Genomic DNA, 12,003 nt, shown 5'->3' on the forward strand with positions numbered 1-12,003 from the left:
GGGTCTCTTGATGCCGAGAGACCCACGTTCCGGGGCTAGGGACGCTGCCGGGGCGGCCAGATTTCCCGCAGGAAAAGGCCAGGAGAAGGCAATGACTCGCACCCCCGTCAACGTCACCGTCACCGGAGCGGCGGGCCAGATCGGCTACGCGCTGCTCTTCCGCATTGCGTCGGGCCATCTGCTCGGCTCGGACGTGCCGGTGAACCTCCGCCTCCTGGAGATCCCGCAGGGTCTCAAGGCCGCTGAGGGCACCGCCATGGAGCTCGACGACTGCGCGTTCCCGCTGCTGCGCGGTATCGAGATCACCGACGACCCGAACGTCGCCTTCGCCGGTGCGAACGTCGCCCTGCTCGTCGGCGCCCGCCCGCGCACGGCCGGTATGGAGCGCGGTGACCTGCTCTCCGCCAACGGCGGCATCTTCAAGCCGCAGGGCAAGGCGATCAACGACAACGCCGCGGACGACATCAAGGTCCTCGTCGTCGGCAACCCGGCCAACACCAACGCGCTCATCGCGCAGGCCGCGGCCCCGGACGTACCGGCCGAGCGCTTCACCGCGATGACCCGCCTGGACCACAACCGGGCGCTGTCGCAGCTGGCGAAGAAGACCGGCACCACGGTCTCCGACATCAAGCGCCTGACGATCTGGGGTAACCACTCGGCGACCCAGTACCCGGACATCTTCCACGCCGAGGTCTCCGGCAAGAACGCCGCCGAGGTCGTCAACGACGAGCAGTGGCTCGCCGACACCTTCATCCCGACCGTCGCCAAGCGCGGCGCCGCGATCATCGAGGCCCGTGGCGCCTCCTCGGCCGCCTCGGCCGCGAACGCCGCGATCGACCACGTGCACACCTGGGTCAACGGCACCGCGGGCGGCGACTGGACCTCGATGGGTATCGTCTCCGACGGTTCCTACGGCGTTCCGGCCGGTCTGATCTCGTCCTTCCCGGTCACCACCAAGGACGGCGCCTTCGAGATCGTCCAGGGCCTGGAGATCAACGAGTTCTCCCGCGCCCGCATCGACGCTTCGGTGAAGGAGCTCGAGGAGGAGCGCGACGCGGTCCGCGCCCTCGGCCTCATCTGAGACCCGCCCGCACGGCACGACGGCCCGCCGCCGGTCCCCAAGAGGGACCGGCGGCGGGCCGTTCGCATCCCAGGCCGGTGCATCGCACCGGAATATGGCGCGAGAACCCTTCGGGGGGCGCACGCGTCCTTTATCCTGGGAACTCCGGATTACGTTCAACTCGCGCAGTTCACACACGAGTTCGACGATCGGGGGGCGTATGTCCGTTCCCGTGCACCGCGACTCGCGCACGGAGGCCACCCGCCTGCTGTGCGCGGGTGTCTCTCTCGACGCGGACTTCCGAAGCCGGGTCATCCAGCAGCTCATCCAGCACGAGGAACGGCCCATCGCGCCGTCGCTGGGCGTCGACGCCGTCCCGGTCCTGGCGTCCCACGTCTCGGGCGTGCTGCGCAACGAGCTGTCCCGCCCCCGGTTCGCGGTCGCGGACGTCACGGGTGAGATCGACAGGACCGGACGGGTCGAGCGCGGCCGGGGGACTGGCGTCGGCCCTCGCCGTCGTCCAGGCCGTCGCCCAGCTGCTCGGATGAGGGGGCGGCATGAGCCATTGGGACGCTGACCGGCAGCAATGGGGGCGGGGCCCCCAGCCCGGACAGCCACCGCAGGAGCCCTACGAACCCCCGGTGTATCCGCCCGGGCAGCCCTACGAACCCCCGGTGTACCCGCCACCGCCGGGCCACCACCCGACGGCGAACGAGATGACGCACGACGCGACCCGGTACGAACCCGCGTACGAATCCGCGTTCGGCCCGCCGCCGGGGCTGCCACCGGGACCGCCGAGGGGCTGGTCGCGCGCGGCCGTGCTGACGGCCGTCGTCACGTCCGTGGTGCTGGCGGCCGGGCTCGGATTCGGCGGCTGGGCGCTGCTGCGCCACCACGACAAGGGCAATAGCGCCGCCACGACGTCGAGTTCCTCGCCCTGGGAGCAGTCGTCGAGCGACAGCACGTCGGGCGGCACGCCCGACACGGCCACCTCGACGGAGTCGGCGACGCCCTCGGACAGCCCGAGCAGCGACTCCAGCCCGAGCAGCGACTCCAGCCCGAGCGACGGGCCGAGCACGGCGCCGGCCGGTTTCGTCCGGACCTCCGACCCGGCCGGCTTCAGCCTGGACGTCCCCCAGGGCTGGCAGCAGCGCAGCACGGATGGTGACAGCGTCTTCTACAAGACGCCGGACGGCGCGAGCCTGATCCAGGTGTTCGCGCTGCGGGGCCCGGACACGACGCCGTACGAGTCGCTGGAGGCGACGGAGAAGACGGTGTCGAAGAACACCGGCTACGAGCGGATCCGGCTGCAGCAACTCGGTTCCACCGCCGGCAATCCGGCCGAACTCGAATACCGCTACCTCCGCACCGACGGCACCGTCCGCCACGTCGTCGTCCAGGCCTTCACCGACCCCGGCGCGGTCCAGTACGCCCTGCTGGTGGCCGGCCCCGACGGCGACTGGGCATCGCACCAGGAGGTCTTCCGCAACCTGCTGTCATCGTTCTGCACCACCGGCCACTGCTAGGCCGTGTCTGACACATACCGGCGTCCGCCCGGAGGGTGGGGCCCGGGGCGTCTGGTGCGTGCGATCGCACGGCGGAGGGTCGCCCCTGTACTGGACGTACCGGGGCGGGCCCGACAACTGGGGGCTCCTCCCAGCGGTAGCTGGGGGAGAGCGCGCGTGCCAGGCGTCCCGGGCCAGGCGGGATGTGTCAGACACGGCCTAGGTGTATTGACCCGCAGGGTTGTTCACTCGGCTGATGGGCGGGTTTCCGCCCAGTGCGGTGTGGCAGCGGTGGTGGTTGTAAGTGTGAAGGAAGTCTGTCAGGGCTGCGGTCCGTTCGTCGTTGGTGCGGTAGGGCTGCAGGTAGGCCCACTCGTCCAGAAGAGTGCGGTTGAAGCGTTCGACCTTGCCGTTGGTCTGCGGGCGGTAGGCGCGGGTGAGCTTGCCGCTCGCGCCGAGGTCGGCCAGGACCTTCTTCCAGGCCAGGCCCTTGCGGTAGCTCCAGGCGTTGTCGGTCAGGACGCGTTCGATCCGGTCGATTCCGTGCGAGTGGAAGAAGGCGGCCGCGCGGGCCAGGAAGCCCGCGCAGGTCGCGACTTTCTCGTCCGCGTGGATCTCGCTGTAGGCGAGGCGGGAGTGGTCGTCGACGGCGGAGTGGATGTAGTCGAAGCCCACACCGGTTTTGGTGGCCCGGGCGGCTTGCCGCCCCAGGGCCTTGTGGCCGCCGCCGTCGGGGATCCGGCCGAGTTTCTTGACGTCGACATGGATGAGTTCGCCGGGCCGGTCGCGTTCGTAGCGGCGGATCACGGTGCCGGTGGGCCTGTCGAGCCAGGCCAGGCGGTTGAGGCTGTGGCGGGCCAGGACGCGGTGCACGGTGGAGGCGGGCAGGCCCAGGAGCGGGCCGATCCGGGCGGGGCCCAGCTTGCGGGAACGTCGCAACTCGCAGACCTGGTTCTCGATCGCGGCCGGAGTCCGGTGCGGGGTGGAGTGAGGCCGGCTGGAACGGTCAAACAGTCCCGCATCCCCCTCAGCCCGCCACCGACGCACCCACTTGTGGGCAGTGGCCCGCGAGATCCCCATCTCGGCCGCAACATGCGCGACCGGACGGCCGGAACGGACACGTTCGATCAGCAGCCGCCTGCCGAAAACAGTCAGACGGGCATTACGGTGAGACACGAAGACCTCCGAGTGGTGCAGTCCTAGACAGCTCCACCACACCGGAGGTCTTCGCCATGTTCAAGACCCAAGGGTGTCAACAACGTCCGTGATCAATACACCTAGGCCGTGGTCCGGGTCCGGGTCCGGCGGGCACTTTGACATCGGCTTTGCCCACCGCCGCGTTCTCGCGATCTAGTGTGGGTGATTCGGGCCGGCGTGCCCACGCCCGTGGGCCGGTGAGACTCGCGGGAATGCTGAGATTCGGGGGAACACAGCGTGAGTGAGTTCGCGGGGGTCGACCCGCACCGGGTCCGCCTGTTGGCCGATCGGCTGCGGGATCTGGCGGACACGCTGGATCGCGAGGGGCCGAACATCAAGCAGCGGTTCAGCTCTTGGCAGGGAACCATCAACCAGGCCGTGCTCTCGCAGCAGACCACCCAGGTACGGGCCGACGCCCGCGACATGGCGCGCCGTGCGGACGAGGCACTGAACCTGCTGCACGGCACGCGACTCGTGGACCCGAACGACCCGCACAAGGACTGGATCAGTATCCCCTGGGACGTTTCCAAGATCAATGCGACCCAGGAGGCCCAGGAGGAGGCGCGCAACCTCAAATGGGCCATGGACAACCCGAAGGAGCCGAGCGCCCGCGCCATCATCAGCGAGACCTCCCAGTCACTGGCGGACCACCAGGACGACCCCGCCTACCTGCAAGCGTTCATGGCCGCCGGCGGCATGGACCAGGCCACGCGCGCGGCGGACATCCTGCACAAGCAGGACGGGACGCATGACGGCGTCGTGCTGAACAAGGACTCCGAGGCGATCCTCGCCCGCTTCGGCCAGGGGGTACAGGCAGCCACCTCGCTCGCCGCCCAGGGCAGGATCCAGCTACCGCCAGGCGCCCTGGCGAAGCTGACCAAGCCCGCCGACAGCGACATGTGGTCCGTCGGCATGCTCTTCAAGTACGGGCCGTCCGGCGACAAATGGGACCCGAAAGTGCTCTCCGACGTCGGCGGCGCGATGCTCGACTTCCGCGCGACACACGAGATGCGGCCCGCCTACGAGGGGCCTGGCAGTTACAACCCGATCGGTGGCACCTACGTCGGCGACCGGCACGCCTGGTACACCTCGCTGGGCCTGGGCGTCGACTACCGCGACGGCGGCTCGATGACGGACCACGCCTACAACATCCAGGGCATCGACGCCAACGACCCCTCCATCGCGCTCATGCAGCGCGTGAGCGAGAATCCGGACGCCTCACGGTTGATCCTCACCGGCCCGGACGGCGCGAACCACGCCAAGACCCTGGTCAGCTACAAATGGCACACTCCGGGCTCGTCCTTCGACGACGCCAAGTTCCCCGCCGCGGTCATCACCGCCGCGACGATGGACCGCGTGGGCCATCCGAAGGAGTCGACGGAGGCTGCCTCCAACATTGTCAACGCGGGGGCGGCCGAGTACGACCTGGAACAGGCTCGGAAGGATCTGGAGAAGGACAATTACGGGACTCCCACCGGAATCACCCGCGCCCTCTCGCAGGTCTTCTCGGCCTACGTGCCGGACTTCGCGTACTCGACGGACGGCAAGAACGGCGACGGGGCGTATGTGATCCAGCCGGGCCAGGACGGGACGTACCTGCTCCACGCCAGCCGGGACACGATGAAGAACTTCTTCAGCGAGATCATGCAGAACCACGACGACGGCAGCAACGTCGTGAACGCGATCAACGCCCAGGTCGCCATGACCTTCGCCCGCGGCTCGGACAATCCACAGGCCAAGGCGTTCCTGTCGAACCTCGCGGAATTGCGCGGCGAGGTGTCTGTGGCCGGACAGAAGGTGAAATACGACCCGGCCGCAAAGACGGACGCGGACCACATCAATGAGATCAAGTGGCTCAACGTGGTCGGCGGTTTCGTCGCCAGCGTTCCCACCAACAACATTCCGGCTGACTTCGTGAAGGCCGCGATCTGGGGCGGCCTGCCCATCGCCAGCGCCGCCTTCTCCACGAACAACGCCTCCACCGTGGACAGCAACGCGCAGGTCACCGTATTCGACGACTACGCGCAGATGCGGGTCTCGATCGTGCAGGGCCTCGTGGGCTCGAACAAGATCGAGCCGCCGAAGAACCACCCCGAGTGGGCGAGCGGCAACATCACCTTCCGGCCCGGCACCAATGACCAGCAGGAATTCGAGGGCTGGTGGACGGGTATCGCCCAGAGCCACCCCGAGATCGAGAACCTCTACAAAACCGATATGGGGAACGGGTTCGACCTGGGCGCCGGCCGTTTCAACTCCAACTGACGGCAAGCGGCCGCCCGTACGGTGTTTCCACCCTTTCTCCCTCACCGAGTTCCCGCCCCATTCCCCGAAATGCTCCCCGGAAAGGTGCTCCCGAATGAAACCACGCAGGTGGCTGGCCGGGCTCGCCGTGGCCGCTCTCGTCGGCACGGCCGGCGCCTGTGGGGGCGGTGGCGGTGGCGGGACCGACGACGAGTGGACCGCGCCCGCGCCGCGCCAGGCCGCCGCGGTCCTGGACTTCTCGGAGGGCGGCCGCGATGCCGCCCTGCGGGACGTGGCGTTCTACGGTTTCGGCGGAGTCACCGTCCCGGGCGGCATGACGACCGGCCCGGACGGGAGCGTCTACGTTCTCGGTGACAAGGCGGTCCGGCTCAAGCCCGATCGGACGGTGTCGACAGTCGCGGGGGTTACCAGGGCCGGCACCCGTACGTCCGGCATGGTCGCGCTGCCGGACGGCTCCCTGGTATTCGGCGACGCCGGCCAGGTGAAGAGGATGGCCCTGGACGGGACCGTGTCCGTGTTGGCCGGGGCCGCCGGGCCGGCCCGCACTCCGGGCGGCCCCGTGCCCACGTCGGCTCCCGCCGCCGGATTCCACTTCGCCGGGCCGAGCCCGTTCGGGGTCGGCCCCGACGGCACCATCCTGATCGGGGACCAGGACGTCCTGTGGGCGCTCAAGAGCGGCACCCTCGAACAGCTCTACCGCACCACCGGAAAGAGCAATGACGGCGGCCTCCTCCAGATCGGGCGGGACAGCGCGGTGGACGCGACCGGCACGGCCTATGTCTCCCCCGAGATCCCCGAGCGGGCCCACGGACGCCTCGGCGACGTGCTGGCCGTCCGCGCCGACGGCAGCCTGAGCAAGCCCCGACTGCCGAAGGCGATCGACGGGATACCGGGGGCGCCCCGCCGCCCTCAAGGTGCGGTGGCTGACCGGCGACGGTGCGGACGGGGTCTTCGCCCAGGTCTACGACGCGTCGGGCGACGACGGCGCGGTCCTGCATCTCCATTCCGGTACAGCCGATGTCATCGCGCACGAGAAATCCGGCAGCGAATCGACAAAGGCCTGCCGCATCCCGCACCCGGTGGACGCATCGCATCTTCCGTGCGCGCTCCCCGAGGCCATGACCTATCGGTCGGGCAGCCTCATTCTTGGCGGACTGGCGGACTACGTCCTGCAGATCCGCGTCGCGTGACGTCAACCGCGCGAATTTCACTGCGTGAAGAATCGGGAAGGAAATATCATGGGCATACCCGACGAGGACAAGCTCGGCACCCTCTGCCGCCAGGACATGAACAAGGTCGAGACCTCCGCCGCCGCCATCCGCGCCGCGATAAAGAAGGTCAATGACCTCATCGGACGCGAAACCTGGGTCGGAACCGCGGCGGACACCTGGGGTGCGGATTTCCAGGGCCGGATGGGCGCGCTGGGACGGCTCTTCGACTCCTATCCGGCGGAGGAGAACCGCCTGGTCACCGAGGCCCAGAAGAAGCAGGCCAAGTTGAGTGCTCCGAAACCCGCGGGCTGACGCCTTCGGTCGAGGTCGATGGGGGCCTTCCGGCGTTCCGGCGGCGCGGCTGGGTCCACCTCCGGTGGACTGGCCGGAGAGAGCGTGCGCTGTCGACGGGACTGCTCCGACGGCGGCCGATCAGCGGCCGGCGGCCCGGTCCGACAGCAGCGCGCACAGCGTGTCGAGGGCGCCGGTGAAGGCGTGTTCCGGGGGTGAGCCGAAGCCGACGACCAGGGCGCCGGGGCCGTCCGTCGGGCCGTTGTAGGCCTCGAGACCCGCCAGTGCGAGGCCGGCCCGGCTCGCGCGGGCGACGAGGTCGCTCGTCGCGGGCGATCCGGGCGGCAGTTCGAGGACGGCGTGCAGCCCGGCCGCGATGCCCGACACCCGCACCCGGGGGGCGTGCAGGGCCAGCGCCGTGACCAGCCGATCGCGGCGCCTGCGGTAGTGCAGCCGCATCCGCCGTACGTGGCGGTCGTACGCGCCCGAGCGGATCAGCTCGGCGAGGGTGAGCTGGTCCATGACGGGGGAGTGGCGGTCGGCGGACCGCTTCTCCTCCACCACCGCGTCCAGGAGGGCCGGCGGGAGGACGAGCCACGCGAGCCGTATGCCGGGCGCCAGGCTCTTGCTGCCGGTCCCGGCGTAGACGACCTGGCCGGGGGCGAGTCCCTGGAGGGCGCCGACCGGCTGGCGGTCGTAGCGGAACTCGCCGTCGTAGTCGTCCTCGATGACGGTCCCGCCGGTGGCGCGCGCCCACTCCACCACCGCCGTGCGCCGCTCGGGCGAGAGCGGCGAGCCGGCGGGGAACTGGTGCGCCGGCGTGAGCAGCACCGCGTCCGCCGCGGGGCGGTGGGGCGGGCCGAGCCCGTCGAGCCGGGCGCCGTCGCCGTCCACGGGCAGCTCGACGGTGGTGAGGCCCGCCGTGCGCAGGATGCGGCGGGTGTCGGGGAAGCCGAGCGCCTCGACGCCGATGCGGCGCGCGCCGCGGGCGCGCAGCGCGCGACCCAGCAGCCCGGTTCCCTGGACGAACCCCGAGCAGATCAGGATCAGTCCGGGATCGGCCCGCACCCCGCGCACCCGCGCCAGATACTCCGCGAGCGCCTCCCGCAGCTCGGGGCGCCCGCGCGGGTCCGAGTAGCCGAAGGCCTCGTTGGGGGCGGCGGCCATGGCGCGGCGGGCCGCCGCGAGCCAGGCGGCCCGCGGGAACGCCGACAGGTCGGAGGTGCCGGGCCGCAGGTCGTAGGCGTAACCGTCGGCGGCCGGACTCCCCAGCAGCCCCGGCTGCTCGGGCGCGGCCCGGTGGCGGGACGGGCGGGGCGGCGCCGGGCTCCCCGCCACCTGGGTGCCGGAGCCCTGGCGGGCGGCGAGCCAGCCTTCCGCGACCAGCTGGCCGTACGCGTCGGCGACCGTGTTCCGGGCCAGACCCAGGTCCTTGGCCAGCGCTCGCGACGACGGCAGCCGGGTGCCGGCGGCCAGCCGGCCGTCCCGCACCGCGTCGCGCAGCGCCCGCTCCAGCCCGACCCGCGCACCGGTGCCGGCGGCCAGGTCCAGATGGAGGTCGACGCCGGAAGTGGCCCAGTCGTTCATCTCCCAAGTGGACCATACGACGGGGCCACTGTCCGCTTAGCGTGGACGCATGACGACGACCGACCACACCCCCGTTCCCGCTCCCGCCCAGCGCATCAACCTGCCGTCAGTGGCTCCCGACGTCTACGAGGCGATCGTGGCGCTGAACAAGGCGGCCGCCCACGGCCTCGACCCGATGGTGGCAGAGCTCGTCAAGATCCGCGCCTCGCAGCTGAACAGCTGCGCCTTCTGCCTGGACATGCACGCGCGCGACGCGCGGGAGCTCGGCCTGTCCGAGCAGAAGCTCTTCGGCGTCGGCGTCTGGCGCGAGACGCCCCTTCTTCACCGCCCGCGAGCGCGCCGCCCTCGCCCTCACCGAGTCCGTCACCCGCCTCGGCGAACACGGCGTGCCGGACGACGTCTTCGACGAGGCCGCCCGCCAGTACGACGAGAACGAGCTCGCCCGGCTGATCGCCATGATCATCACGATCAACGCCTGGAACCGGGTCGGCGTCACCACCCGCCTCTCGCCCGCGGCCCGCTAAGCACTCTCGGACGGCGCGCCGCCCTCCCCGAAGCGGGCCAGGGCCAGTGCGCCGAGGACTGCCAGGGCGAAGCCCGCGAAGGCCAGGGGTGCCAGGCCCGGCCGGGTGCGGTCGCCCAGGGCGACCACCCCGACCAGGGCCGGCCCGACGGTCTCGCCGATGACCATTCCGGCGGTGGCGGCGGTCACCGAGCCGCGCTGCAGGGCCGAGGTCAGCAGCAGGAAGGCCGCCCCGCCGCCGACGAGCAGGGCGTAGGCGGCCGGATTGGCGAGCACGGCGCTCGGCGACAGGTCGTCGACCAGCCGCACCGCGACCTCGACGACCCCGAACCCGATCCCCGCGCCGAACCCCAGCGCGGCGGGCCGCGCCCGGTCGGGCAGCCGTCCGGCGAGCGCGCCGAGCCCGAGCACCGCGAACGCCGTGGCCAGCACGGCCCACCGCAGCGCGGTGCTGCCGACCCCGTCGCCCTCCCGCCCGGACGCGAGCCCCAGCATCCCCAGCCCGCCGCACACGGCGGCCACCGCGCACCACTCGGCACGTCCCAGCCGCGCCCCGAGCATCCGCGAGGCGGCGACCGCCGTGACGGCCAGGCTCGCCGCCAGCGCGGCGCCGACGGCGTAGATCGGCAGCACCCGCAGCGCCACGAGTTCGAGCGCGAACCCCGCGGTGTCGAGCCCGAGCCCGGCCACGTACCGCCACTGCCGCAGCGCCCGCGCCAGCAGCCGGGCATCCACCCCGGACCCGCTCCCAGGGGTGGCGGCCCGCGCCGCCACCGCCTGGAACACCGACGCCACACCGAAGCAAACGGCTGCGCCGAGCGCGCAGAGCATTCCCAGGACCATGCGCCGACCCTAGTGCTCTGGCCGGAAGGGTTTGCCTGGTTGGCGGCGTCCGGCGTGGTGCGTCGCACGGCGGAGGATCGTCCTCGTACCGGGCGTACTCGGACGACTGCGACCACGCAGCGAAGTGCCGTGCCGGGCGTCGCGAACCGGTGAACCTGTCCGGCCAGAGCACCGGGTCCCGAGCCGGCCGGCGCCGGACCTCAACCCGCGAGTACCGCTCGCAACTGCTCCAGACCCCAGTCCAGATCCTCCTTCGAGATCACCAGCGGCGGCGCCAGCCGGATCGTCGAGCCGTGGGTGTCCTTCACCAGGACCCGCCGGTCCATCAGCCGTTCCGAGACCTCGCGCCCCGTCCCGTGGCCGGCGGCGATGTCGATCCCGGCCCACAGGCCGCGCCCGCGCACGGCGTCGACCGGGCCCGAGCCGGTGAGGAGACCCAGCTCGTGGTGCAGGTGGTCGCCGAGTTCGGCGGCGCGCTGCTGGTACTCGCCGGTGCGCAGCATCGCGATGACCTCCAGCGCGACCGCGCAGGCCAGCGGGTTCCCACCGAAGGTGGACCCGTGCTCGCCGGGCCGGTGGACGCCGAGCACCGCCGCCGAGGAGACCACGGCCGAGACCGGCACCACCCCGCCCCCCAGCGCCTTCCCGAGGACGTACATGTCCGGCACGACGTCCTCGTGCTCGCACGCGAACGTGCGGCCGGTCCGCCCGAGCCCCGACTGGATCTCGTCGGCGATGAACAGGACGTCGCGCTCACGGGTGAGCGCCCGGACGCCCGCCAGGTAGCCCGGCGGCGGCACCAGTACCCCCGCCTCGCCCTGGATCGGTTCCAGCAGGACCGCGACCGTGTGCTCGTCGACGGCCGCCTCCAGCGCGGCGAGGTCGCCGTACGGAACGATCTCGAACCCGGGCGTGTAGGGCCCGAAGTCGGCTCGCGCCTCGGGGTCCGTGGAGAAGCTGACGATCGTCGTGGTGCGCCCGTGGAAGTTGTTGTCGGCGACGATGATCTTCGCGAGGCCGTCCGGGACGCCCTTGACGCGGTACCCCCACTTGCGGGCGGTCTTGACGGCCGTCTCGACCGCCTCGGCGCCGGTGTTCATCGGCAGCACCATCTCCATGCCGCACAGCTCGGAGAGCTGCGTACAGAAGTCGGCGAACCGGTCGTGGTGGAAGGCGCGCGAGGTCAGCGTCACCCGTTCGAGCTGGGCCCTGGCGGCGTCGAGCAGGCGCCGGTTGCCGTGGCCGAAGTTGAGGGCCGAGTAGCCGGCCAGCATGTCCAGGTACCGGCGGCCCTCGACGTCCGTCATCCACGCGCCTTCCGCGGTGGCGACGACGACCGGCAGCGGGTGGTAGTTGTGGGCGCTGTGGGCCTCCGCGGCGGCGATGGCGGCGGCCGTGCCGCCGGCCGTGCCGGCAGCTGTGCTGGTGTCCGAAGTCGTCACGTACGTGCTCCGTTCGTGGTGCGTCGGGAGTTGTCGCCTCGGGGCGGGGTGACGCCCCTTTCTATCGTCGGTCGGCCACGGG

Annotated in this window: 10 protein-coding genes and 1 pseudogene; 7 read left to right on the forward strand and 4 right to left on the reverse strand. The window is 71.3% G+C overall.

Annotation, left to right across the window (positions count from 1 at the left end; genetic code table 11):
* Positions 1–91 precede the first annotated feature (91 nt).
* The 3 genes from M2266_RS21895 to M2266_RS21905 all read left to right on the forward strand — a co-directional run bounded on the left by M2266_RS21895 (position 92) and on the right by M2266_RS21905 (position 2,586).
* Positions 92–1,081, forward strand: a complete 990-nt coding sequence (locus tag M2266_RS21895) for a malate dehydrogenase (RefSeq protein ID WP_277439700.1) — start codon at positions 92–94, stop codon at positions 1,079–1,081.
* Between the two features lie 199 nt (positions 1,082–1,280).
* Positions 1,281–1,637: a hypothetical protein gene (locus tag M2266_RS21900; RefSeq protein WP_277441433.1), complete on the forward strand. Its 357-nt coding sequence runs from the start codon at positions 1,281–1,283 to the stop codon at positions 1,635–1,637.
* Entirely contained in the window at positions 1,618–2,586 is a 969-nt protein-coding gene (locus M2266_RS21905; protein WP_277439701.1) for a hypothetical protein, read from the forward strand. Before M2266_RS21900 ends, M2266_RS21905 begins: the two co-directional genes overlap by 20 nt.
* A gap of 198 nt (positions 2,587–2,784) precedes the next feature.
* On the opposite strand, the gene M2266_RS21910 is transcribed toward M2266_RS21905, so the two are convergent.
* Positions 2,785–3,741: an IS481 family transposase gene (locus M2266_RS21910; protein ID WP_277439702.1), complete on the reverse strand. Its 957-nt coding sequence runs from the start codon at positions 3,739–3,741 to the stop codon at positions 2,785–2,787.
* Between the two features lie 258 nt (positions 3,742–3,999).
* On the opposite strand from M2266_RS21910, the gene M2266_RS21915 reads away from it, so the two are divergent.
* The 3 genes from M2266_RS21915 (at position 4,000) to M2266_RS21925 (ending at position 7,547) form a co-directional block, all read left to right on the forward strand.
* Positions 4,000–6,024 (forward strand): hypothetical protein, encoded by a 2,025-nt coding sequence (locus M2266_RS21915; protein WP_277439703.1) that lies wholly within the window; start codon positions 4,000–4,002, stop codon positions 6,022–6,024.
* A gap of 914 nt (positions 6,025–6,938) precedes the next feature.
* A complete protein-coding gene (locus tag M2266_RS21920; RefSeq protein ID WP_277439704.1) occupies positions 6,939–7,214 on the forward strand; it encodes a hypothetical protein in 276 nt (91 codons plus the stop codon).
* A 48-nt stretch (positions 7,215–7,262) separates the two neighbouring features.
* Positions 7,263–7,547 carry a hypothetical protein gene (locus M2266_RS21925; protein ID WP_277439705.1) on the forward strand — a complete coding sequence of 95 codons (285 nt, stop codon included), beginning with the start codon at positions 7,263–7,265 and terminating at the stop codon, positions 7,545–7,547.
* A gap of 120 nt (positions 7,548–7,667) precedes the next feature.
* On the opposite strand, the gene M2266_RS21930 is transcribed toward M2266_RS21925, so the two are convergent.
* Positions 7,668–9,113, reverse strand: a complete 1,446-nt coding sequence (locus M2266_RS21930) for a PLP-dependent aminotransferase family protein (protein ID WP_277439706.1) — start codon at positions 9,111–9,113, stop codon at positions 7,668–7,670.
* Positions 9,114–9,162: 49 nt separating this feature from the next.
* Here M2266_RS21930 and M2266_RS21935 point away from each other — a divergent pair.
* Positions 9,163–9,637 (forward strand): annotated as a pseudogene (locus M2266_RS21935) (carboxymuconolactone decarboxylase family protein).
* Here the strand turns inward: M2266_RS21935 and M2266_RS21940 are convergent.
* Complete coding sequence (locus M2266_RS21940; RefSeq protein ID WP_277439707.1) at positions 9,634–10,479, reverse strand: hypothetical protein; 846 nt, start codon at positions 10,477–10,479, stop codon at positions 9,634–9,636. The pseudogene M2266_RS21935 and the gene M2266_RS21940 overlap by 4 nt on opposite strands.
* A gap of 200 nt (positions 10,480–10,679) precedes the next feature.
* Positions 10,680–11,921 carry an ornithine--oxo-acid transaminase gene (rocD, locus tag M2266_RS21945; protein WP_277439708.1) on the reverse strand — a complete coding sequence of 414 codons (1,242 nt, stop codon included), beginning with the start codon at positions 11,919–11,921 and terminating at the stop codon, positions 10,680–10,682.
* Positions 11,922–12,003: the final 82 nt, after the last annotated feature.

It is taken from the genome of Streptomyces sp. SPB162 (genome assembly GCF_029504575.1).
In the GTDB taxonomy this organism is placed as follows: domain Bacteria; phylum Actinomycetota; class Actinomycetes; order Streptomycetales; family Streptomycetaceae; genus Actinacidiphila.